Raw genomic sequence first — 22134 nt, forward strand, 5'->3', positions numbered from 1 at the left:
CCGTGACCAGGGGTGGATCAACTTCCCACGTCGGTGACCTTCCTGGCCATGGTGACCCATGAGGGGGCCAATTGGACATAGGGCCTTGGGCCTTGGGCCTCAGTACGGGCCGCCCCGGAAGTACAGGCTCCTGTACGGCCGAGGGCTGTCGCCGTGTTCGTGGGCGGCGTCGGAGCGGTCGGCGGGGGCCGAGCGCCCGGCCAGGCCGCGCAGGGTCTCCAGGCCGGCCAGGATCTCGGCGCGGTGCTCGGAGGTCTTCATCCAGGCAGGCAGCCGCGCGATCATCGCCCTGGTCGGCGACAGCCCGCCCCGCTCGCGCAACCGCGCGCCCACGTAAGCCGCGAGGGCGTCGACGTGCGCCTCGTCGTAGGCCCACAGGATGTGACCGACGCACCGGGTCTGCAGCCAGAGGGGCCGACGGAAGAAGGGGTCCTCGGTGCCGCCCGGTGCCACGCCGACCAGCGCGTTGTCCCGCATCGCGGCCACCCACTCGGCGACGGCCCCGCACCCGCCGCACGCCAACCGGCGTGGCTGGTACAGCAGTTCCGTGGCATACCTGGGCGCGGGCAGACCGGGTCGCGGGACCACGACCGCGCGGCCGCCGCAGCGGGGGCAGACCACCAGCACACGGCCGGTGAAACGCGCCAGCTGGACGTTGTCGTCGCGGTGGCGCGGGGAGTCTCCGGCGCGCCCCTTCAAGCCACTCCGCCGTGCGGAATCCCCGGTGTCGCCGCTCCCTCTCACGCCGTCCCCGACTCCTTCGCCACCGCGTCCCTGACCTCCGCCTCGTACGGTACTTCGCCCAGGTCGATCCGCTCGATGTCGCCCACCATTGCGCAGCATCCCTTACCGATACCAAGTAGAAGAATTAAGTGGAGCTTCACTGTCGCTCTGCCGAGACTACTCCCATGACGAACGCCGCGACCTCCGTCCCGCCCCCTTTCGGTCGCGCCCTGTGCGCGATGGTCACCCCCTTCACCGAGGCCGGGGAACTCGACCTCCCCGGTGCCCAACTCCTCGCCGAGCGGCTGGTGTCACAGGGGTGTGACGGGCTCGTGCTGTCCGGGACGACCGGGGAGTCGCCGACCACGACGGACGGGGAGAAGGCGGCGCTCATCACGGCCGTCCGCGAGGCCGTGGGTGACCGGGTCCCCCTCGTCTCGGGCATCGGCACCTTCGACACCCGGCACACCGTGGAACTCGCCCTCCAGGCCGAAAAGGCGGGCGCGGACGGGGTGTTGGTGGTCTCGCCGTACTACAGCAGGCCCCCGCAGGACGCCCTGGAGGCGCACTTCCGCGAGGTCGCCGACGCCTCGGGGCTGCCTCTCGTGCTCTACGACATCCCGGGCCGCACCGGCACCCGTATCGAACCGGAGACGATGATCCGGCTCGCCGAGCACCCCCGGATCGTCGCGGTCAAGGACTGCTCCTACGACTTCCTCGGCGCCCAAAAGGTGCTGGACCGGACCGAGTTGGCGTACTACGCGGGGTGCGACGAGCACATCCTCGCGCTGTACGCGGTGGGCGGGGCCGGCTATGTGAGTACCGTCGCGAACGTCGTCCCGGCCCAACTCCGGGCGATCCTGGACGCGTTCGAGGCGGGCGACACCCCCGTGTCCGCCCGCCTCCAACAACGTGCCACGCCGCTCATCGAGTTGATGATGGCGGCGGGACTGCCCGGCACGGTGACGGTCAAGGCGCTGCTCAACTCGCTCGGCCTGCCCGGGGGTCCGGTCCGGGCCCCGCTGCGGCCCGCCGGCCGGGATGCGGCCGACGGACTGCGGGCGGCGTACGAGGAATTCGTCGCCGTATGACGGGACCGGGGCCAAGTCGGCCCCATTCCCTCAGCGTTGGGCGAAGACCGGCTTCCACCGTCCGGCGCTGACGTCCGTGCTGCCCCCCAGGAAGCCGCTCAGCGGTACTTCCTTGTCGCTGCCGAGGGTGACCAGCACGAGCCGCGCGTGGAACTCGCTCTTCCCCGCCCCCGAATCCCCCTTCCCGATGTCCCAGGCGATGAGCGACTTGTCGTCGGCCCAGGCGAGCAGTTGCTGCCCCCGGACCTCGCTCTGCTCACCGGTGGCGGAGTCGGTGACGTACGACGAGGTGCTCCACATGTGCCCCGCGAAGTCTCCGGCGACGTGCTTGCCGTCCGGGGACAGCCCCGCGTCGACGAACCAGACCAGGTACTTGCTGCCGTCCTGCGGTGCGGGGACCTCGGCGCCCGTGAAGTCGTAGAACAGCTTGTTCACCTCGTCGGAGGGGAGGCCGGCCCAGACGTACCTGCCGTCGCGGGTGAGGGCGAAGTCCTGGCGGTAGTTGACGAGGGTGGTCAGGCCGTCCGCCCGCTGGCCGCCGACCGTGACCCCGGCCCAGGAGCCCTTGCCGGAGGCCACGTCGAGGACGTAGAAACCGGTGCGGCTCGACGGTACGTCGGGCTCCCCGACGTTGGGGTCCGCCGGATGGAACTCCGCGTCGGGGTTGTGGGTGTAGGTCGTCGCGACCAGCTTTTGGCCGTCGTCCGAGAACGACAGGCCGCCGACCTTGTGACTGACCTGGATCCACCGCTTCACCTCGCCGGTGGCCAGGTCGAGGAGGCCGATCCGGGAGGCGGGCAGGGTCCGTTCCAGGACGGCGGCGGTCTTCATGCCCGGGGCGACGGTGACGACCGACCACTTGGGGGCCTTCACATAGGTGCCGGTCTTCCGGTCGAACAGCCAGTAGGTGCGCTCGGAGACGGACTCCCTGGCCGACACCGTGACCTTGGTCGGGATGTAATAGGCGGCAAGTGCCGTCCTCCCGGCGGCGATCAGCTCGCTCGGCGGCGACTGGCCCGGGTGGGCGCTCGTGTTCCCGCGGTCCACGACACCCGACGGACGGACGTCGCTCTTCCCCGAGTAGAGCCGCGGCACGCCCACCGCCACGGCGACCACGGCGACCGTCGCGACGACGGCGGCCACGAGCTGTCGGGTACGGCGGCGGCGCCGTACGGCGAGCACCCAGTCGGCGAACCCCGGTCCCGCCGGGGGCTGTTCGGCGGCCTGTTCGCGCAACGCGTCGCGCAGGAGATCGTCGACGTTCACGGGCGCACCTCCACGGGCGAGTGGTCACGGGAGGACCCGAGCTCGGCGTCGGCCGGGCCCAGGGCGGCCAACTCCGGAGCGAGGACGCGCAGTCGGGCCAGGGAACGGTGGGTGGTGGACCGCACCGTGCCGACGGAACAGCCCAGCAGCCGGGCGACGTCGGCCTCCGGCAGGTCCTCGAAGTAGCGCAGCACGAGGACGGTGCGCTGGCGGGCGGTGAGCCGGGACAGTGCCTCGCGCATCACGACGCGCAGCTCGGCGGCGGACGAGGCGTCCGTGTCCGCACCGGTCTCCGGCGGTTCGGCGACGGTCAGTTCGCGTCTTCGCCACTTCAGCCGCCACCGGCTGACCTGCTGCCGGTAGAGGATCTGCCGTACGTACGCCTCGGGTTCGTCGATCCGCTCCCAGCGCCCGGCCGCCTTGGCCAGCGCGGTCTGCAGCAGATCCTCACCGGCGTACCGGTCTCCCCCGCTGAGCAGCACGGCGGTCCTCAGCAGAGCCGACGACCTGTTGTCCACGAAGTCCCGGAAACCTTCCAGCCCTTCGGCATCCATCGTCACCTTCACTCACTTCCCCGACGGCACACGATGCCCCGCCCCCTGTGTCTCCTGTGACGCGTGCGGACATCCCCCGCTATGCCTGCCGCCGCGAGAAAATTTCATCCGCCTCGCCCAGCCACTCCCCTACGGTGACCACATGAGCCGCCGCCCCCTGCTGTTCCTCGACGTCGACGGCCCCCTCAACCCGTACGCCGCCCAGCCGGAACGCCGCCCCGAGGGCTACACGACCATCCGGGTCACCGTGCCCGACCGCCCACCACCCCGGCCCCGCCCTGCTGCACCACGTGAACCCCCGACTCGGCCTGCGCGAGGGGGACTTCACGGCGCTTGCGGAGTTCGCGGCGGCCGTGCGGGCATGAGGCCCACATGGGAGAGCGCCCTCCCGGTGATTGGGAAGGCGCTCAACCCGCATACCCGAACCGCTAGTTGTGGCTGTGCAGGATCTCGTTCAGGCCGCCCCAGACCGCGTTGTTCGGGCGGGCCTCGACCGTGCCGGTGACCGAGTTGCGGCGGAAGAGGATGTTGGAGGCGCCGGAGAGTTCGCGGGCCTTGACGATCTGGCCGTCGGGCATCGTGACGCGGGTGCCGGCCGTGACGTAGAGGCCGGCCTCTACGACGCACTCGTCGCCGAGCGCGATCCCGACGCCCGCCTCGGCGCCGACCAGGCAGCGCTCGCCGATGGTGATGCGGACGTTGCCGCCGCCGGACAGCGTGCCCATCGTGGACGCGCCGCCGCCGATGTCCGAGCCGTCGCCGACCACGACACCGGCGGAGATCCGGCCCTCGACCATCGACGTGCCGAGCGTGCCGGCGTTGAAGTTGACGAAGCCCTCGTGCATGACGGTCGTGCCCTCGGCGAGGTGCGCGCCGAGGCGGACCCGGTCGGCGTCGGCGATGCGGACGCCCTTCGGGGCGACGTAGTCCGTCATGCGCGGGAACTTGTCGATCGACGTCACCTGGAGGTGCAGGCCCTCGGCGCGCGCGTTCAGCCGCACCTTCTCGACCTCGTCCACGGCGACCGGGCCGAGCGAGGTCCAGGCGACGTTGGCGAGGAAGCCGAACATGCCGTCCAGGCTCTGGCCGTGCGGCTTGACCAGGCGGTGCGAGAGGAGGTGCAGGCGCAGGTACACGTCGTGCGCGTCGAGCGGCTTGTCGTCGAGGGAGGCGATGACCGTGCGGACCGCGATGACCTCGACGCCCCGGCGGACGTCAGGACCGATCGCCTTGGCCGCACCCTCACCGAGCAGTTCCACGGCGCGCTCGGCGGACAGGCTCTCCGTACCGGCGGGCCCGGGGTCGGCGGACAGTTCGGGCGCGGGGAACCAGGTGTCGAGTACGGTCCCGTCGGCGGCGACGGTGGCGAGGCCGGCGGCAACGGCGCCGGTGGTGCGAGGTGCGGTCGTGTCGGTCATGAGGGAAACCTAACCTGGCGGGGGCGGCCGGGACCAACTCGTGCACGGGGCGTCTCAGGGAACGACACGCACGGGCTCGCGGTACGGCAGCAGGGGGGCCGTACCGCGTACGGCAGCAGTGGGCCGGCTCAGCCGCGTTCGCCGGCCTTGTCCACCACCGCCCACGCCGCGGTCGAGCCACCGCCGACGGCCTTGTCGTCCAGGAGCATCCGCGTCCCGACCATCCGGTACGTCTGCGGATCGAACAGCCACTGATCCGCCTCCCCGGACTTGAGGGTGCCGCTCCTGACATAGGTCAGGGCGATCACCCGGCGTCCCGTCGCGTCCTTCACCAGGTGGTCGGTGACCTGGCCGCCGGGCAGGGTCGCGAGGGCGCGGTAGAGCGAGGCCAGCCCCTTGGACGTCATCAGATGGGCGCCCAGCAGAACACTGATCTCGGTGTAGTCCGCGTCCGCCCGGGTCTGCCCCTTCCGGTCGGCGATGGCGTTCTGGTGCCGGAGGAACTCCAGGGTCTGTTCACCGCCGGCGGGCAGCGCCTTCAGGACCCGGTACATCTCGCGCGGCGAACGGTCGTCGCCCTCCCCGCCGTTCTCCAAGTGCATCGGGGTGACGATGAGTTGGGGGCGCTGCCCCTTGGGCGCGATGTCCTCGGACGCCGCCGCGGTGCCGTCGTAGCGGATCCAGCTCGGCATCTCGGTCACCGCCGCCGCGGACGCCTCCGACACCTGGAGGGTGTAGATCCACTGATCGGCCCTCGGTACGGTCACGTCCGGCTCGGTCTCGACCAAGTCGGCCGCCCGCTCCAGGAGTTGGGACGCGCTCAGGCCCTTCAGGCTCACGCCGGGCGGGCGCGCGGGCTCCACCTTGCGGCTGCCGGGCGCGGTACCGCCCAGCAGTACGGTCACGGTGACGGCCACCGCGGTGACCGCCGCCACGACGGCGACGATCACGAACTCCCGTCGCCGCCACAGCACTTGGTGCCGTCCCCCGGCCCGTGCCGCCTCGGTCAGCCGCGTACGACCGGGCGCGAGGCGTCCGCGGTCGGGCACCGGCGCTCCGGCACGCAGCTCGCGCACCCGCGTCATCTCGTCCATCGCTACGCCACCTCCGCCGCGTCGTGCACGAATGCGGGATCGGCGCCCAGTGCCGAACGCACCTTGCGCCGAGCCCTGTTGAGCCGGGAACGGACCGTGCCGACCGGGATGTCCAGCGCCTCGGCGACCTCCTGATAGGTGAGATCGGCCCAGGCGACGAGCAGCAGCACGTTCCGGTCACCGGCCGACAGTGCGGCGAGGGCACCGGCGAGCGGTCCCTGTGCGGCGATCCGGCTGTCCGCCTCCTCCACCCAGGAGTCACCCCAGGACGCGGCGACGGGGTCACGCCCGGTGCGGGCCAGCGCCTTGAGCGCCCGCACCTCGGTACGGCGCTGCTTGCCGATGAGGTTGCCCGCGATGCCGTAGAGCCAGGGGCGCGCGTTGGCCCGCGTCAGGTCGTAGCGCGAGCGGATACGGAACGCCGTGAGGAACGTGTCGGCGGTGATGTCGTCGGCCGCGCCGTCGCCCAACCGCCGTGCCGCGTACCGGTGGATGTCCGCCGCGTACCGGTCGTAGAGCAGGGCGAACGCCTCCGGCTGCTCCAAGGACCGGGCGACGACCTCCGCGTCGTCGCCGTCACGGGCCGCGCCCGGCGGTGGTCCGCTCACCAGGTTTCCCCCGATTCGTCAGTGGCGTCGACGGCGTCGACATGCCGTCGTGTCGGCTCCTGTTACCCGGTGGGGGCCGAAGAGTTCACGGAGCCGGAGAGTTCGCGAGGGGGCTGCGGGAAAGCGCTTCAGTCCTTCACGGGCCGCGGAATCACCCGCCCCAACACCTCCCGCGCATACGCCTCGTCATACGGCGCGCCCGTCAACAGCACCTGAAGACAGATCCCGTCGATCAGCGCGACGAGCGCCCGCGCGGTCACCGGGTCGGTGCGGCGGGCGAGTTGGTCGGCGAGGTCGCGGGCCCACTCGTCGGCGACGGGGCGCAGGGCGGGGCGGCGCAGGGCGGCGAGGTACAGCTCGTACTCCAGCTCGACGCCCGTGCGGTCGCCCGCGAGCCACTCCCCCATCCAGCCGGCGAGTTCCCCGGCCAGGTCGGTCCGCGGGTCCTCCAGCCCGCCCCGCGAGGCGATCACCTTGGCGAAGGCCTCGTTGGCCTGGCGCAGGGCGGCGACCATCAGCTCGTCGAGGGTCGTGAAGTGGTACGTCGTCGAGCCGAGCGGGACATCGGCCTCGGCGGCGACGGAACGGTGGCTCAGTCCCGCGATGCCCTTCTCCCCGACCACCCGGATCGCCGCGTCGATGATCCGCTGCCGCCGCTCGGGGTCGTAGCGCCGGGCCATCAGTACATGCCTCCCCGGGCCATCAGTGCATGCCTCCCTTGGCCATCAGTGCGCGCCGCCCAGGTTGAGGACCACGACCCCGACGATGATCAGCGCGATGCCGGCGGCCTTCGCGAGGGTCATGCCCTCGCCGAGGAACACCGTCCCGATCCCCACGATGGCGGCGGTGCCGAGGCCCGCCCAGATCGCGTAGGCCGTACCGACCGACATGGACTTCAGCGTCTGCGCGAGCAGCGCGAAGGAGAGCACGTATCCGAGGACCGTGAGGACCGACGGCCACAGCCGGCTGAAGCCGTGGCTGAACTTCATGGCGGTGGTGCCGCCCACCTCCGCGGCGATCGCCGTGAGGAGCATCAGGAATCCCATGTGTACGAGTGTACATAACGGGATCTCGGAATGTACGCGACGGAATCTCGTAGAAACCGCTCACTGAAACGGCTGCTCACACTCCCCTCGCTCCACTACTGTTTCACCGTTCACACACCTGGCTTTCACGGTCACGGCCGTCGCCATGGGCGCCGCTGGAGGAACAGCGCATGCCAGACAGTTCACCCCCGCCCTCCCCCAACTCCCCTTGGGAGAACGGCTGGACCCCAGACACCTCACGGGCCCCCGGAACCCGCCGGCTCTATCTGGCCGGGGCGCTCGCCGTCACCACGATCGTCGTGTGCGTCACGGCGATCGTCGTGACGGACAAGCAGACCGACGACACGTCACGCACGAAGAAGGCGGACCCGACCACGTCGGCCGGTGCGGACGGCCCCGGCCTGCTCTCGTACGCGTCCCCGTCGAAGCAGGGCACGCCGACGCCCGGCGAGCACACGTCGAGCTCGGGCTCGGGCTCGGCGAAGACGCCCGGCACCACCACGTCGACCGCCGCCGCGGGACACGGCTCGACGCCCTCCGCGAAGGCGCCGTCCCCGTCCAAGTCGACGTCGTCCCACGGGAGTTCATCCGGATCCTCGGGCTCATCGGGCTCGTCGGGGTCCTCGTCCTCCACCGCCTGGAAGTCGGTCCGCTCGGTCAACTACCCGGACCGCTACTGGCAGGTGAGCGGCGACTTCGTCAAGCTCAACCCGGCCAACTCCGCCTCGGCCCGCAGCGCTTCCACCTTCAAAGTGGTCAAGGGCCTTGCGAACAGCTCCTGTTACTCCTTCACGACGGCCAACGGCAGCTATCTCCGCCACCGCAACTTCATCCTCCGCGCGGAACGCAACGACGGCTCCCCCCTCTTCAAACAGGACGCCACGTTCTGCCCCCGCCCGTCCCCCTACTCCGGCGCGGTGATGCTGGAGTCGGTCAACTACCCGGGCCGCTTCCTCCGCCACCAGAACTTCCAACTGAGGCTGGACCGCTACCAGGACAGCACCCTGTACCGGTCGGACTCGGCGTTCCGGCTGGTGGCGGGGCTGGACTAGGCGGAGGCATCAGGGAAGACGAGGCGCGTCGCGAAAGGCGATGAGCGAGGCCTTGGGCCGCAGTACGCAGAACTCGTTCCCCTCGGGGTCGGCGAGGACCACCCAGCCCACGGCCTCGCCCTGCCCGACATCGACCCGCCGCGCGCCCAGCGCAAGGATGCGCTCGACCTCGGCCTCCTGGTCGTCGGGGGCGAGGTCGAAGTGCAGCCGGTTCTTGACGGTCTTCGGCTCGCTCACCGGCATGAAGCAGATGCCGGTCTCCGCCAACTCCCCTGGCCCGATGACGACTTCGCGTTCCTTCTCGGACAGCACCCGCCAGTCCAGCACCCCGCACCAGAAGCGGGCCAGCCCCGGCAGATCGTGCGCGTCGACGACGACATGATGCAAAGAAACGGCCATACCCCAAAGGTATGGCCGTTTCCGGTGAGTCAGCAGACTCAGACGTTCTCAGACGTTGAACCCCAGCGCCCGCAGCTGATCCCGGCCGTCGTCCGTGATCTTGTCCGGGCCCCACGGCGGCATCCACACCCAGTTGATGCGGAGTTCGTTGACGAGGCCGTCCGTCGCGGACTTGGCCTGGTCCTCGATGACGTCGGTCAGCGGGCAGGCCGCCGACGTCAGGGTCATGTCGATGGTGGCGATGTTGGCGTCGTCGATGTGGACGCCGTAGATCAGCCCGAGGTTGACGACGTCGATGCCCAGTTCGGGGTCGACCACGTCGAGGAGGGCCTCGCGGACCTCCTCCTCGGAGGCGGGCTTGATCTCCATGGTCTCGGTGTCACTCATGCCGTCTTCCTTTCCGCGTCGGAGTCGGCTCCGCCCAGGGCCTGGGCCGTCGCGTCCTTCCACGCCATCCAGCTGAGGAGGGCGCACTTCACCCGTGCCGGGTACTTGGAGACACCGGCGAACGCGATCGCGTCCTCCAGTACCTCCTCCATCGCGTCGTCGGGCTCGATCCGGCCCTTGGACTGCATCAGCTCCAGGAAGGTCTCCTGGATCTTCTGCGCCTCGGACAGCTCCTTGCCGACGAGGAGGTCGTTCAGTACGGAGGCCGAGGCCTGGCTGATCGAGCAGCCCTGGCCCTCGTAGGAGATGTCCGTGATCTGCTCGCCGTCGTACTTCACGCGCAGCGTGATCTCGTCGCCGCACGTCGGGTTGACGTGGTGCACCTCGGCGTCGCCATCCCGCAAGCCCCGGCCGTGCGGGTGCTTGTAGTGGTCCAGGATGACTTCCTGGTACATCGAATCCAGCTTCACGGTCTCAGTTCACGTCCCTCAGCCGAAGAAGTTCCGTACGTGCTCCAAGCCGTCGACCAACGCGTCGATCTCGGCCGGCGTGGAGTACAGATAGAACGACGCTCGCGTGGTCGCAGGAATTCCGTAGCGCAGGCAGACCGGTCGGGCGCAGTGGTGTCCGACCCGGACCGCGATGCCTTCCTCGTCCAGCACCTGGCCCACGTCGTGCGGGTGGATGTCGCCCAGCGTGAACGAGATCGCCGCGCCCCGGTCCTCGGCCGTGGTGGGGCCGATGATCTTCAGGTCGGGGACGTCCAGCAGGCGCTTCACCGCGTACTCGGTCAGCGCGTGCTCATGGGCGAGGATCTTGTCCATGCCGATCGCCGACAGGTAGTCGATGGCCGCACCGAGACCGACCGCCTGGGCGATCGGAGGGGTGCCCGCCTCGAACTTGTGCGGCGCGGGAGCGTACGTCGACGAGTGCATCGACACGGTCTCGATCATCTCGCCGCCGCCCAGGAACGGGGGGAGGTCTTCGAGCAGCTCCTGGCGGCCCCAGAGGACGCCGATGCCCGTCGGGCCGCACATCTTGTGGCCGGTGAAGGCCACGAAGTCGGCCTGGAGGGCCTGTACGTCCAGCGGCATGTGCGGCGCGGCCTGCGAGGCGTCGATCAGGACCAGGGCCCCGACCTCCTGCGCGCGGCGCACGATCTTCTCGACCGGGTTGACCGTGCCGAGGATGTTCGACACCAGGACGAAGGAGACGATCTTCGTCTTCTCCGTGATGATCTCGTCGATGTTCGAGAGGTCGAGGCGGCCGTCGTCGGTGAGGCCGAACCACTTCAGCTTCGCGCCCGTGCGCTGCGAGAGCAGCTGCCACGGCACGATGTTGGAGTGGTGCTCCATCTCCGTGATGACGATCTCGGTCTCGTGGTCCACGCGGTAGGGCTCGTCGGCCCAACCCAGCATGTTCGCCACGAGGTTGAGCGACTCGGAGGCGTTCTTGGTGAAGATCACCTCGTCGCGGCTGGGCGCGTTGATGAACGTCGCGACCTTGTCGCGCGCGCCCTCGTACAGCGCCGTGGCCTCCTCGGCGAGCACATGCACACCGCGGTGGACGTTGGCGTTGTAGCGCTCGTAGTACTCGTTCAGGGCGTCGAGCACCTGGCGCGGCTTCTGCGAGGTCGCCGCGTTGTCCAGGTACACGAGCTTCTTACCGTCGTGAACCGTGCGGTCCAGGATGGGGAAGTCCTTGCGGAGCGCCTCGGTGTCGAGGAGGCCCGGCAACTGTGTCACGCGGATACGCCACCCTTCGTGGTGTAGGCCTCGTAGCCCTCGTTCTCCAGCTTGTCGGCGAGCTCGGCGCCGCCGGACTCGACGATCTTGCCGCCGGAGAAGACGTGCACGAAGTCGGGCTTGATGTAGCGCAGGATGCGCGTGTAGTGCGTGATCAGCAGGGTGCCGACCTCACCGGTCTCGCGGACGCGGTTGACGCCCTCGGAGACGACGCGCAGGGCGTCGACGTCCAGGCCGGAGTCGGTCTCGTCGAGGATCGCGATCTTCGGCTTGAGCAGCTCCAGCTGAAGGATCTCGTGGCGCTTCTTCTCACCGCCGGAGAAGCCCTCGTTGACGTTGCGCTCGGCGAAGGAGGGGTCCATGGAGAGGCGCTCCATGGTCTCCTTGACCTCCTTCACCCACGTACGCAGCTTGGGGGCCTCGCCGCGGACGGCGGTGGCGGACGTACGGAGGAAGTTCGAGACGGACACACCGGGGACCTCGACCGGGTACTGCATCGCGAGGAACAGGCCGGCGCGGGCGCGCTCGTCGACGGACATCTCCAGGACGTCCTCGCCGTCGAGGGTGACGGTGCCGCCGGTGATCGTGTACTTCGGGTGGCCCGCGAGCGAGTAGGCGAGGGTCGACTTGCCGGAGCCGTTCGGGCCCATGATGGCGTGGGTCTCGCCCTGCTTCACGGTGAGGTCGACGCCCTTGAGGATCTCCTTCGTGGCGTTGTCGGCCTCGACGGTGACGTGCAGGTCGTGGATTTCAAGCGTTGCCATGGGTTCCTCAGGACTCCTGGGTGAGGGAGACGAGCACGTCGTCCCCTTCGATCTTTACGGGGTAAACGGGTACGGGGCGCGTGGCGGGAAGGCCGGACGGCTTGCCGGTGCGCAGGTCGAACGCGGAGCCGTGCAGCCAGCACTCGATCTGGCAGTCCTCCACCTCGCCCTCGGAGAGCGAGACGTTCGCGTGCGAGCAGATGTCGTTGATCGCGAACACCTCCCCCTCGGTCTTCACGACCGAGACCGGCGTGCCGTCGAGTTCCACCCGCTTCGGGGTGTCCTCCTCCAGCTCGCTCAGCCCGCAGGCGCGCAGGAAGGCCGACATCAGACCGACGCCTCCAGCTCCGCGTCGATCTTCTCCAGCAGCCGCTCCTGGATGTCGGCGACACCGATCTGCTGGACGAGTTCGGCGAAGAAGCCGCGGACGACCAGGCGGCGGGCGTCGTCGGCCGGGATGCCGCGGGCCATCAGGTAGAAGAGCTGCTCGTCGTCGAAGCGGCCGGTCGCGGAGGCGTGTCCGGCGCCGACGATCTCGCCGGTCTCGATCTCCAGGTTCGGCACGGAGTCGACGCGGGCGCCGTCGGTCAGCACGAGGTTGCGGTTCATCTCGTACGTGTCGGTGCCCTCGGCCGTGGCCTCGATGAGCACGTCACCGATCCACACCGCGTGGGCACCCTCGCCCTGCAGCGCGCCCTTGTAGATGGCGTTGGACTTGCAGTGCGGGACGTTGTGGTCGACCAGGAGGCGGTGCTCCTGGTGCTGGCCGGCGTCCGTGAAGTACAGGCCGAACAGCTCGGCCTCGCCGCCGGGTCCGGCGTAGGCCACGCGCGGGTGCAGTCGTACGAGGTCGCCGCCGAAGGTGACGACGAACGACTTGAACGTGGCGTCCCGGCCGATCAGGGCGTTGTGCTGGCCGACGTGCACGGCCTTGTCGTCCCAGTCCTGGACGGAGACGACGGTGAGCTTGGCGCCGTCGCCGACGATGTAGTCGACGTTGGCGGCGAGGACCGCGTCACCGGTGTGGTCGATGACGACGACGGCCTCGGCGAAGGCTCCGAGCTCGACGACCTGGTGGCCGTAGGCGACGCCGCCCTCGCCGTGCACGACGATGCGGATCGGCTCGGTCAGGACCGTCTCCTTGGGGACGGTCACGACCGAGGCCTTCTCGAAGGACGAGTAGGCCTGCGCGGCCACACGGTCCACCGGGGTGCCGGCCTTGCCGAGCCGCGCGTCGTCACGGCCGACGGTCTCCACGGTGACCCCCTCGGGGGTCCCGATGGCGACCTTCACGCCGTCGCCGGTGGCGACCGCGGTGCCGTCGTGCAGCCCGCGGAGGCGCTCCAGCGGGGTGAACCGCCACTCCTCCTCGCGGCCGTGGGGGACCGGGAAGTCCGCCACGTCGAAGGACGGGGGCGCGCTCATGCGCGTGGCGACGGTCGACTCGGCGGCAACTGCCACCGCGCCGGCGGTGGTTGACCCCACCGGAATGCTCTGAGCCTCAGCCATGGCTGTCGGTCTGCTCTCTTTCCTGCGTCAGAATTCGCTTGCTGCTGTACGGAAGGCCGGTGTCACCGAAGGCCGGTGTCACCGAAGGCCGGTGTCACCGAAGGCCGGTGTCACCGAAGGCCGGTGTTAACCGACAGAGCCTTCCATCTGCAGCTCGATCAGCCGGTTGAGTTCGAGGGCGTACTCCATCGGCAGCTCCTTGGCGATCGGCTCGACGAAGCCGCGCACGATCATCGCCATCGCCTCGAACTCGGTCAGACCGCGGCTCATCAGGTAGAAGAGCTGGTCCTCGGAGACCTTGGAGACGGTCGCCTCGTGGCCCATGGACACGTCGTCCTCGCGGACGTCCACGTACGGGTACGTGTCCGAGCGGGAGATCGTGTCGACGAGCAGCGCGTCACAGAGCACGTTCGACTTGGAGCCGTGGGCGCCCTCGCCGATCTCGACGAGACCGCGGTAGGACGTACGACCGCCGCCGCGCGCCACCGACTTGGAGACGATGTTCGACGACGTGTTCGGCGCCATGTGGACCATCTTGGAGCCGGCGTCCTGGTGCTGGCCCTCGCCCGCGAAGGCGATGGAGAGGGTCTCGCCCTTGGCGTGCTCGCCCATCAGGTAGACGGCCGGGTACTTCATCGTCACCTTGGAGCCGATGTTGCCGTCGATCCACTCCATGGTCGCGCCCTCGTAGGCGACGGCGCGCTTGGTGACCAGGTTGTAGACGTTGTTCGACCAGTTCTGGATGGTCGTGTAACGGCAGCGGGCGTTCTTCTTGACGATGATCTCGACGACCGCGCTGTGCAGCGAGTCCGACTTGTAGATCGGCGCCGTACAGCCCTCGACGTAGTGCACGTAGGCACCCTCGTCGACGATGATCAGGGTCCGCTCGAACTGACCCATGTTCTCCGTGTTGATCCGGAAGTACGCCTGCAGGGGGATCTCGACCTGCACGCCCTTCGGCACGTAGATGAAGGAACCGCCGGACCACACCGCGGAGTTCAGCGACGCGAACTTGTTGTCGCCGACCGGGATGACGGTGCCGAAGTACTCCTTGAAGAGCTCCGGGTGCTCCTTCAGCGCGGTGTCGGTGTCGAGGAAGATGACGCCCTGCTCCTCCAGGTCCTCACGGATCTGGTGGTAGACGACCTCGGACTCGTACTGCGCGGCGACACCGGCGACGAGGCGCTGCTTCTCCGCCTCGGGGATGCCGAGCTTGTCGTACGTGTTCTTGATGTCCTCGGGCAGGTCCTCCCAGGACTCCGCCTGCTTCTCCGTGGAGCGCACGAAGTACTTGATGTTGTCGAAGTCGATGCCGGAGAGGTCGGAGCCCCAGTTCGGCATGGGCTTCTTCTCGAACAGTCGCAGGCCCTTGAGACGGAGCTTGGTCATCCACTCCGGCTCGCTCTTCTTGCCGGAGATGTCCCGGACGACGTCCTCGTTGATGCCGCGCTTCGCGGAGGCACCGGCCACGTCGGAGTCGGCCCAGCCGTATTCGTAGGTGCCCAGACCCTCGAGCTCGGGGTGGGCGGTCTCCTCGATGGGGAGCGTCATGCGGGGTTCCTCCCGGCGGTACGTGCAGATGCGTGCGGTGAATCGGAAACGGTCTTGGAAATCTTGGGGATGAACGTGGTGCACACTCCGTCGCCGTGGGCGATGGTGGCCAGTCGCTGGACATGGGTGCCGAGCAGCTGGGAGAAGAGCTCGGTCTCCGCCTCGCACAGTTGCGGGAACTGCTCGGCGACATGGGCGACCGGGCAGTGGTGCTGGCAGAGCTGCTCACCGACCGGTGCGCTACGCGCCGTAGCAGCGTACCCGTCCGCGCTCAGGGCCTTGGCCAGGGCTTCCGCGCGGTTCTCGGGCGCGGCGGCCTCGACGACCTTGCGGTAGGCGATGGCCTGGGCGGCCATGCGGTCGCGGGCGAAGGCGACGACGGCCTCGTCCCCGCCCTCGCGCTGGGCGATCCAGCGCAGCGCGTCCGCGGCGAGCTTGTCGTAGGACTGGTCGAAGGCGTCCCGGCCGCAGTCGGTCAGGGCGAACACCTTCGCGGGGCGTCCGCGTGTGCGCGCTCCGTAGACCCGCTGCTCACGTGCTTCCACGACGTCGTCGGCGACGAGTGCGTCGAGATGACGGCGTACGGCGGCCTGGGTCAGCCCCAGCCGGCCGGCGAGGTCGGCCACGGTCGACGGGCCGTGGTCCAGGATGGAGCGCGCGACACGGTTGCGGGTGGACCGCTCACCGGTCGCGAGTTCCTCCTGCGGAGCCTCGCCAACGTTTTTCACAACGCCATTGTTGCGTAATTCCTCAGAGGCAGGCAACCCGCGTCCGGCGGATGGACGGTGCGCTGCATCACTTAGGCATACCTAATCTGACCTGCGAAAACGATCTTTGATCGATCAGTCCACTGGCACCTTCGACCCCCTTCCGGGAGACTCCACGACCATGCCCGTACCCCCTCCCACCGGCCCACTTGTCACCCGGGACACAGTCGCCGCACAACTGCGCGAGCTGGGCGTGCGCCCCGGCGAGACCCTCCTCGCGCACACCTCCCTCAGCTCCCTCGGATGGGTCTGCGGAGGCGCCGTGTCGCTCGTCCAGGGACTCCTCGACGCCGTCGGTCCGGACGGCACCCTGGTCGTCCCCACCCAGACCGGCGACCTCTCGGACCCGGCCCACTGGGGAAACCCGCCGGTCCCCCGCGAGTGGTGGGACACCATCCGCACCTCCATGCCGTCCTACGACCCCCTCGTCACGCCCTCGCGCGGCGTGGGCGTCGTCCCGGAGACCGTGCGCACCTGGCCCGGCGCCCGGCGCTCCGCGCACCCGCAGACCTCCTTCGCGGCGATCGGTCCCCACGCGGCCGAGATCCTGGACGGCCACGCCACGGACTGCCGGCTCGGCGAGCGGAGCCCGCTGGCCCGGCTGGAGGGCCTGCACGCGCGCGTGCTGCTGCTCGGCGCGGGCTACGACACCTGCACCAGCTTCCATCTCGCCGAGTACCGCATCCCGTCCCCGGTCGTCGACGTCGGCCGCCCCGGCCCGGACGGCTGGGAGACGGTCACCGAGGTGTCGATCTCCTCCGACCGCTTCGACGAACTGGGCCACGACTTCGAACGGGACCGTCCCGTCGTCCGCGGCAAGGTGGGCGCGGCCGACGTGCGGCTGTTCCCGGTGGGCGACGCCGTGGCCTACGCCGAACGGTGGCTGCCCCTGCACCGCCCCCGTGAGGAGGAGATCCAGCACCCGCCGCTCTGAGGCGAGGCCGGCCTACCTAGACTCGGGCCCATGCGAAGCGAGCCCGTGCTCCAGGTCCAGGCCCTGGTGAAGCGGTACGGCACGAAGACCGCGGTGAACGGCCTCGACCTGGTGGCCCATGCGGGTGTCACCGCCGTGCTCGGCCCCAACGGGGCGGGCAAGACGACCACCGTCGAGACCTGCGAGGGGTACCGGAGGCCGGACGCCGGCACGGTGCGCGTCCTGGGCCTCGACCCGGTCCGCGAGTCCGCCGCACTGCGCCCCAGAATCGGCGTGATGCTCCAGTCCGGCGGCGTCTACTCGGGCGCCCGCGCCGACGAGATGCTCCGCCACATCGCCAAGCTGCACGCGCACCCGCTGGACGTGGACGCGCTCATCGAGCGCCTGGGACTGGGCAGTTGCGGCCGCACGACGTACCGGCGCCTGTCCGGCGGCCAGCAACAGCGCCTCGCGCTCGCGATGGCCGTCGTGGGCCGCCCGGAGCTGGTGTTCCTGGACGAGCCGACGGCCGGCCTCGACCCCCAGGCCCGCCGCGCGACCTGGGACCTGGTCCGCGACCTCCGTACGGACGGTGTCTCGGTCATCCTCACGACCCATCACATGGACGAGGCCGAGCAGTTGGCCGACGACGTGGCGATCATCGACGCGGGCAAGGTCATCGCGCACGGCTCCCCCGAGGAGCTGTGCCGCGGCGGCGCCGAGAACACGCTCCGCTTCACCGGCCGCCCCGGCCTCGACGTCGGCTCCCTCCTGAAGGCCCTCCCGGCCGACTCCACGGCCGCCGAACTGACCCCGGGCTCCTACCGCGTCGGCGGCAAGGTGGACCCGCAACTGCTCGCCACGGTCACCTCCTGGTGCGCGCAGCACGGGGTGATGCCGGAGAAGATCTCGGTCGAACGGCACACCCTGGAGGACGTTTTCCTGGAGCTGACCGGCAAGGAGCTGCGCTCATGACGATGACTGTTCCGGGGACGTACACCCCGCGGCCCGGGGCGGCCCCGCTCCCCCGCATGATCGCGGCACAGGCGGCCCTCGAAACGAAGATGCTCCTGCGGAACGGCGAGCAGCTCCTCCTCACGGTGGTCATCCCGACTCTCCTGCTGGTCCTGTTCAGCTCGGTGGACATCGTGGACACCGGCAAGGGGAAGTCCGTCGACTTCCTCACCCCCGGCATCCTCGCGCTCGCCGTGATGTCGACGGCGTTCACGGGCCAGGCCATCGCGACGGGCTTCGAGCGCCGCTACGGCGTCCTGAAGCGCCTCGCGTCCTCCCCGCTGCCCCGCTGGGGGCTGATGACCGCGAAGACGGCGTCCGTGCTCGTCACGGAGATCCTCCAGATCATCCTGCTGACGGCGATCGCCTTCGCGCTCGGCTGGTCCCCGCACGGCAACCCCTTCGCGGTGTTCCTGCTCCTGATCCTCGGCACGGCGGCCTTCTCGGGCCTCGGCCTGCTGATGGCGGGCACCCTGAAGGCGGAGGCCACGCTGGCCGCCGCGAACCTGGTGTTCCTGCTGCTGCTCGTGGGCGGCGGGGTGATCGTGCCGATGGACAAGTACCCGTCGGGGGTCCAGGACGTGCTCGGGCTGCTGCCGATCTCGGCGCTGTCGGACGGCCTGCGGGACGTGCTGCAGCACGGAGCCGGGATGCCGTGGGGCGACCTGGGGATCCTGGGCGTGTGGGCCGTCGTAGGGCTGGCTGCGGCCGGGAAGTTCTTCCGCTGGGAGTGAGCGGCGCCTCCGGGGACCCTCGTGAACGCGTGCACAAGCGGCGCCCTACGATGGTCCCCGTGCCCAACGTGACCCCCGCCGACGTCGTAGCCGCCGCGCGCAACCCCCTCGCCTTCATCGCCGCACGCTGGACCCCGGATCCCCGGACGGTTCAGCGGGCGGCTCTCGCCGCGCTCGTCATGTCGGTGGTCATCGTGGTCACCGGCGGTGCCGTGCGGCTGACGGGTTCCGGGCTCGGCTGCCCGACCTGGCCCAAGTGCACGGACGACTCGCTGACGACGACCAGCGCGATGGGCTTCCACGGTGCCATCGAGTTCGGCAACCGGATGCTGACGTACGTCCTGTGCGCCGCCGTCGGCTGGGCGATCATCGCCGCGCGCTCGGAGAAGCCGTACCGCCGCACGCTCACCCGGCTGGGCTGGGCGCAGTTCTGGATCGTGATGAGCAACGCGATCCTCGGCGGGATCGTGGTGCTGGTCGGCCTCAACCCGTACACGGTCGCGGCCCACTTCCTGCTCTCCTCGGCGCTGATCGCGGTCGCCACGCTGATGTGGCAGCGCGGCCGGGAGGGCGACGGGGAGCCGAAGCCACTGGTCGGCAAGGCCGTGCAGCAGCTGGTGTGGTTCCTGGTCACCGCCTCCGTGCTGCTGATCGCGGTCGGCACGGTGGTCACCGGCGCGGGTCCGCACGCGGGCGACTCCAAGGAGGTCGACCGCATCCCGATCGACTGGGAGACGGTCGCCAAGCTGCACGCGGTGCTCGCCTGGATCGTGGTCACGCTGACGTTCGCCCTGTGGTTCGTCCTCAAGGCGGTCGACGCCCCCAAGGGCCCCCTGGACCGCACCCGCGACCTGTTCCTGATCCTGCTCTCCCAGGGCGTCATCGGGTACGTCCAGTACTTCACGAACCTCCCCGAGGCCCTGGTCGCCCTCCACATGCTCGGCTCGTGCCTGGTGTGGATCGGGGTGCTGCGGGTGCTGCTTTCGCTGCGCGAGCGGCCGGAGGTCGTGGCCGACCTGCCGGGCCCGTCGGTGGAACAGTCGCTGCCCACGCGCGCGTGAGGCATCACCCGTATTACGTTCGGCATCGCCCGTAGTAAATGACTCACCCGTAGCGGGCCACCCAGTCGTCGATCGCAGGGCCCAGATAGGCCCGGGTCAGCTCCGCCCGGCGGTGGATCCAATCGCCCTCTACGGAGACGGCGGACGGCGCCGGATCGTCGTAACGCCTCCGTACGACGTCCTCCACGACCTCCACCGGAGCGCCGAGCGAGGGCAGCAGGTCGAGGGCCTCGCGCTTGGTGATCAGGCGCCCGTCCCGGCGGGTGACGGTCGCGCGGGCGAAGGTGGTCAGGCCCACGTCGACCCAGCCGTTCTCGAGCCAGATCTGCGGCTTGTCGACGGCCGGTCGCCAGTACTCCCGCTGGTCCCGTACGACGAACTCGGCCAGCTCCTGGTCCGTCACGGCCGGCAGCAGGTCCTTCGGTGATCCGCCGTGCAACACCCGCCCGAATTGGTGCAGTTCACGCCGGGTGACAGGCGTGACGGGCCGACGGGTGACGTGGTCGTGGGCCCAGGTGAGGTGGCTCTGGTTCGGGGCGTCCTGGGTGCCCGGGGCGAGATAGCTGCAGTGCAGACGGACGGCAAGGGGGTCGGTGCGCAGTCCGCGGTGCAGGGCGACCAGTTGGCGGACGGTGCTGGGCTTCAGGGGATGGTCGAGGATGGCTATCAGGTCCAGGTCGCTGCGGCCCTCCTGGTAGTCGCCCCCGGCGAGCGAACCGTGGGCCCACACGGCGACGGGTTCCAGGGGGGCCAGTTCGTTCAGGAAGCGGTCGAGCAAGGCGTCGGTCGGCATGGGCCCAGTCTGTACAGCTCACTCCAGCCCGTACACCCTCTTCGCGTTGCCGACCGCGATCAGTCCCGCCACGCGCTGTGCGTCGGCCGGTGACCAGGCCCCCTCCGCGACCCAGGTGCCGAGCACCCGCGCGAGTGCCTCGCGGAACAACCGCGCGCCCACGACGTGCAGTTCGGGCAGTCCATGAGCCCCGCTGGAGAAGAGGATCTTGCCGAAGGGGGCCAGCTCCAGGATCTCGGCGAGCACGGTCGCTGCGCGGGCGCCGGTGCGGACGAGGGCTGCGCCGGAGTCGGCGTACACGTGCGGGAAGACGCCGGCGAGGTGGGCCGCGTGGCGGTGGTACGGGTAGCTGTGCAGCAGTACCAGGTCCGTGCCGAGACCGGCCGTCGCCCGCACGAAGTCGGTGAGCAGGACGGGGTCGGTGCGGTCGATGCGGACGCCTGGTTCGCCTAATCCGGCGTGCAGCTGGAGCGGCAGGCCGGACGCCACGGCGATCCACAGCAAGTGCCGTAGCAGCACCGGGTCGCTGAGCGTGCCGCCGACCCGGCGCCCGGCCAGCCAGCGGGCCGCCGCGCCCCGGACCTCACCGGGACCGGGCGGATCGGGTGCGAGCGCGAGACCGTGCCGTACGCCCGCCACGGAGGTGAAGGCGACCGCGCTCGCGGCCGCGCCGTGCACCGACTCGGCGAGGTTGGCGAGGAAGGACTCCACCGTGCCGGAGGTGTCGGCGACCTGTTCGGCGAGGAGTTCCAGGCGGACGATCTCCCGGGCGTCCGCCTGCCCGGCCGTCGCCATCTCGGCGGGGCCGGTGAGGTCGCCGGGCAGGCCCGTGTCGATCAGGTACGTCGTGATGCCGCTGCCGCGCAGCAGTCTGCGGCCCGCTTCCAGTACGCCTAGTTCACGGCGCCGGGCGAGGTAGCGGGCGGGTGGGCAGTGCGGCTCCAGGCCGAGCAGGGGTGGGCACCATCGTCGTACGGCGAAGCCCGTCTGGGTGTCGAAGAGGGTGGTGCCGGGGGCGGGTGGGCCCTCGGTGCGGGCGAGTTGGGCCTCGAAGGTGCCGAGGCCCAGCTCCGTTCTCAGTACGCCGTGGCAGTACTGGTCCACGAGGGACGGCGTTTCGATCATCCGGGCTCCCCGTGGCAGTGACCGCGTCGCTTGTACGGGGCCTAACGGGTGAACCGGGTGTGAGGTGTTGCCTGCACACACCCCGTGTGAGGGGGCGCCATGGGGAGGGGGTGCGGGTGAGTCTCGCGATCGACGGTCCGGTGTGGCTGGTCGCGCAGTTCCCCGCGCCCCTTTGGGGCGCTACCCGCCGACCTGGATTCCTGCCATGCGCTTCCACTCGTACGGGCCCGTCTTCACCTTGGCCGCGAACTCGCCGTCGAAAGCTTCGTGGACCGTGATCCCGGACTTCTCGACCGCCTGTTGGGCGATCTCGTAGGACGTGGCGACCAGGTCGCCCCAGCCGCCGTCCTCGCCGACGAGGACGATGCGGGCGCCGCGTTCGCCGATGTAGGCGACCTGGGCCTCGGCGCCGCCGTGGGCCTTGGAGAAGGTGCCGATCTGCTGGGCGAGGCGGGCCACCTGGCGCTCGGCCTTCGCGTCAACCTGCTGCGTGTCTGCCATGACCAGGATGCTACCGACG

Annotated in this window: 26 protein-coding genes; 6 read left to right on the forward strand and 20 right to left on the reverse strand. The window is 70.0% G+C overall.

The genetic code is table 11. The features are described 5' to 3' along the window. Nucleotides 1-99: 99 nt before the first annotated feature. Nucleotides 100-699 (reverse strand): hypothetical protein, encoded by a 600-nt coding sequence (locus tag R2B38_RS07970; protein ID WP_318015590.1) that lies wholly within the window; start codon nucleotides 697-699, stop codon nucleotides 100-102. Nucleotides 700-908: 209 nt separating this feature from the next. On the opposite strand from R2B38_RS07970, the gene dapA reads away from it, so the two are divergent. Further along, complete coding sequence (dapA, locus tag R2B38_RS07975) at nucleotides 909-1814, forward strand: 4-hydroxy-tetrahydrodipicolinate synthase (protein ID WP_318015591.1); 906 nt, start codon at nucleotides 909-911, stop codon at nucleotides 1812-1814. A 30-nt stretch (nucleotides 1815-1844) separates the two neighbouring features. On the opposite strand, the gene R2B38_RS07980 is transcribed toward dapA, so the two are convergent. The 7 genes from R2B38_RS07980 to R2B38_RS08015 form a co-directional block, all read right to left on the reverse strand. Then, nucleotides 1845-3080 (reverse strand): WD40 repeat domain-containing protein, encoded by a 1236-nt coding sequence (locus R2B38_RS07980; RefSeq protein ID WP_318015592.1) that lies wholly within the window; start codon nucleotides 3078-3080, stop codon nucleotides 1845-1847. Next, nucleotides 3077-3634 (reverse strand): SigE family RNA polymerase sigma factor, encoded by a 558-nt coding sequence (locus R2B38_RS07985; RefSeq protein WP_318021605.1) that lies wholly within the window; start codon nucleotides 3632-3634, stop codon nucleotides 3077-3079. Before R2B38_RS07985 ends, R2B38_RS07980 begins: the two co-directional genes overlap by 4 nt. A 428-nt stretch (nucleotides 3635-4062) precedes the next feature. Further along, nucleotides 4063-5052: a 2,3,4,5-tetrahydropyridine-2,6-dicarboxylate N-succinyltransferase gene (gene dapD / locus R2B38_RS07995; RefSeq protein WP_318015593.1), complete on the reverse strand. Its 990-nt coding sequence runs from the start codon at nucleotides 5050-5052 to the stop codon at nucleotides 4063-4065. Between the two features lie 128 nt (nucleotides 5053-5180). Further along, on the reverse strand, nucleotides 5181-6146 hold the full coding sequence (locus R2B38_RS08000) for a CU044_5270 family protein (protein ID WP_318015594.1): 966 nt from the start codon (nucleotides 6144-6146) through the stop codon (nucleotides 5181-5183). A 2-nt stretch (nucleotides 6147-6148) separates the two neighbouring features. Then, nucleotides 6149-6754, reverse strand: coding sequence for a sigma-70 family RNA polymerase sigma factor (locus R2B38_RS08005; RefSeq protein WP_318015595.1), 606 nt, complete (start codon nucleotides 6752-6754; stop codon nucleotides 6149-6151). Between the two features lie 128 nt (nucleotides 6755-6882). Further along, entirely contained in the window at nucleotides 6883-7434 is a 552-nt protein-coding gene (locus tag R2B38_RS08010) for a TetR/AcrR family transcriptional regulator (RefSeq protein WP_318015596.1), read from the reverse strand. A 45-nt stretch (nucleotides 7435-7479) separates the two neighbouring features. Further along, nucleotides 7480-7800, reverse strand: coding sequence for a multidrug efflux SMR transporter (locus tag R2B38_RS08015; RefSeq protein WP_318015597.1), 321 nt, complete (start codon nucleotides 7798-7800; stop codon nucleotides 7480-7482). Nucleotides 7801-7970: 170 nt separating this feature from the next. On the opposite strand from R2B38_RS08015, the gene R2B38_RS08020 reads away from it, so the two are divergent. Continuing rightward, complete coding sequence (locus R2B38_RS08020; RefSeq protein WP_318015598.1) at nucleotides 7971-8852, forward strand: AbfB domain-containing protein; 882 nt, start codon at nucleotides 7971-7973, stop codon at nucleotides 8850-8852. Between the two features lie 9 nt (nucleotides 8853-8861). On the opposite strand, the gene R2B38_RS08025 is transcribed toward R2B38_RS08020, so the two are convergent. The 9 genes from R2B38_RS08025 to R2B38_RS08065 all read right to left on the reverse strand — a co-directional run bounded on the left by R2B38_RS08025 (nucleotide 8862) and on the right by R2B38_RS08065 (nucleotide 15935). Next, a complete protein-coding gene (locus tag R2B38_RS08025; RefSeq protein WP_318015599.1) occupies nucleotides 8862-9251 on the reverse strand; it encodes a VOC family protein in 390 nt (129 codons plus the stop codon). A 48-nt stretch (nucleotides 9252-9299) separates the two neighbouring features. Further along, nucleotides 9300-9638 carry a metal-sulfur cluster assembly factor gene (locus R2B38_RS08030; RefSeq protein ID WP_019060535.1) on the reverse strand — a complete coding sequence of 113 codons (339 nt, stop codon included), beginning with the start codon at nucleotides 9636-9638 and terminating at the stop codon, nucleotides 9300-9302. Continuing rightward, nucleotides 9635-10108, reverse strand: a complete 474-nt coding sequence (sufU, locus tag R2B38_RS08035; RefSeq protein ID WP_019060534.1) for a Fe-S cluster assembly sulfur transfer protein SufU — start codon at nucleotides 10106-10108, stop codon at nucleotides 9635-9637. The genes R2B38_RS08030 and sufU overlap by 4 nt, the downstream gene beginning before the upstream one ends. Before the next feature lie 18 nt (nucleotides 10109-10126). After that, the gene (locus tag R2B38_RS08040) at nucleotides 10127-11383 is read right to left on the reverse strand and encodes a cysteine desulfurase (RefSeq protein WP_318015600.1); all 1257 of its coding nucleotides are present in this window, start codon (nucleotides 11381-11383) and stop codon (nucleotides 10127-10129) included. Further along, a complete protein-coding gene (sufC, locus tag R2B38_RS08045) occupies nucleotides 11380-12147 on the reverse strand; it encodes a Fe-S cluster assembly ATPase SufC (RefSeq protein ID WP_033283137.1) in 768 nt (255 codons plus the stop codon). Before sufC ends, R2B38_RS08040 begins: the two co-directional genes overlap by 4 nt. A 7-nt stretch (nucleotides 12148-12154) precedes the next feature. Further along, a complete protein-coding gene (locus R2B38_RS08050; protein WP_318015601.1) occupies nucleotides 12155-12475 on the reverse strand; it encodes a bifunctional 3-phenylpropionate/cinnamic acid dioxygenase ferredoxin subunit in 321 nt (106 codons plus the stop codon). After that, entirely contained in the window at nucleotides 12475-13656 is a 1182-nt protein-coding gene (sufD, locus tag R2B38_RS08055) for a Fe-S cluster assembly protein SufD (protein ID WP_318015602.1), read from the reverse strand. Before sufD ends, R2B38_RS08050 begins: the two co-directional genes overlap by 1 nt. Nucleotides 13657-13782: 126 nt before the next feature. Beyond that, entirely contained in the window at nucleotides 13783-15207 is a 1425-nt protein-coding gene (sufB, locus tag R2B38_RS08060; RefSeq protein ID WP_033283134.1) for a Fe-S cluster assembly protein SufB, read from the reverse strand. Continuing rightward, nucleotides 15204-15935, reverse strand: coding sequence for a metalloregulator ArsR/SmtB family transcription factor (locus R2B38_RS08065; protein ID WP_318015603.1), 732 nt, complete (start codon nucleotides 15933-15935; stop codon nucleotides 15204-15206). The genes sufB and R2B38_RS08065 overlap by 4 nt, the downstream gene beginning before the upstream one ends. A 160-nt stretch (nucleotides 15936-16095) precedes the next feature. Here R2B38_RS08065 and R2B38_RS08070 point away from each other — a divergent pair, with 160 nt between their 5' ends. Genes R2B38_RS08070 through R2B38_RS08085 form a run of 4 tightly spaced genes read left to right on the forward strand, consistent with a single transcriptional unit; the run spans nucleotide 16096 to nucleotide 19696 of the window. Continuing rightward, the gene (locus R2B38_RS08070) at nucleotides 16096-16908 is read left to right on the forward strand and encodes an AAC(3) family N-acetyltransferase (protein WP_318015604.1); all 813 of its coding nucleotides are present in this window, start codon (nucleotides 16096-16098) and stop codon (nucleotides 16906-16908) included. A gap of 30 nt (nucleotides 16909-16938) precedes the next feature. Further along, complete coding sequence (locus tag R2B38_RS08075; RefSeq protein WP_318015605.1) at nucleotides 16939-17862, forward strand: ABC transporter ATP-binding protein; 924 nt, start codon at nucleotides 16939-16941, stop codon at nucleotides 17860-17862. A 2-nt stretch (nucleotides 17863-17864) separates the two neighbouring features. Then, nucleotides 17865-18635, forward strand: coding sequence for an ABC transporter permease (locus R2B38_RS08080; protein WP_318021606.1), 771 nt, complete (start codon nucleotides 17865-17867; stop codon nucleotides 18633-18635). A gap of 50 nt (nucleotides 18636-18685) precedes the next feature. Continuing rightward, entirely contained in the window at nucleotides 18686-19696 is a 1011-nt protein-coding gene (locus R2B38_RS08085) for a COX15/CtaA family protein (protein WP_318015606.1), read from the forward strand. 43 nt (nucleotides 19697-19739) lie between these two features. Here R2B38_RS08085 and R2B38_RS08090 read toward each other — a convergent pair whose 3' ends face one another. The 3 genes from R2B38_RS08090 to R2B38_RS08100 all read right to left on the reverse strand — a co-directional run bounded on the left by R2B38_RS08090 (nucleotide 19740) and on the right by R2B38_RS08100 (nucleotide 22115). Then, entirely contained in the window at nucleotides 19740-20489 is a 750-nt protein-coding gene (locus R2B38_RS08090) for a nucleotidyltransferase domain-containing protein (RefSeq protein ID WP_318015607.1), read from the reverse strand. 18 nt (nucleotides 20490-20507) lie between these two features. After that, complete coding sequence (locus R2B38_RS08095; RefSeq protein WP_318015608.1) at nucleotides 20508-21614, reverse strand: amidohydrolase family protein; 1107 nt, start codon at nucleotides 21612-21614, stop codon at nucleotides 20508-20510. Between the two features lie 180 nt (nucleotides 21615-21794). Continuing rightward, nucleotides 21795-22115 carry a hypothetical protein gene (locus R2B38_RS08100; protein ID WP_318015609.1) on the reverse strand — a complete coding sequence of 107 codons (321 nt, stop codon included), beginning with the start codon at nucleotides 22113-22115 and terminating at the stop codon, nucleotides 21795-21797. Nucleotides 22116-22134: the final 19 nt, after the last annotated feature.

The organism is Streptomyces sp. N50, from assembly GCF_033335955.1.
Taxonomy (GTDB): domain Bacteria; phylum Actinomycetota; class Actinomycetes; order Streptomycetales; family Streptomycetaceae; genus Streptomyces.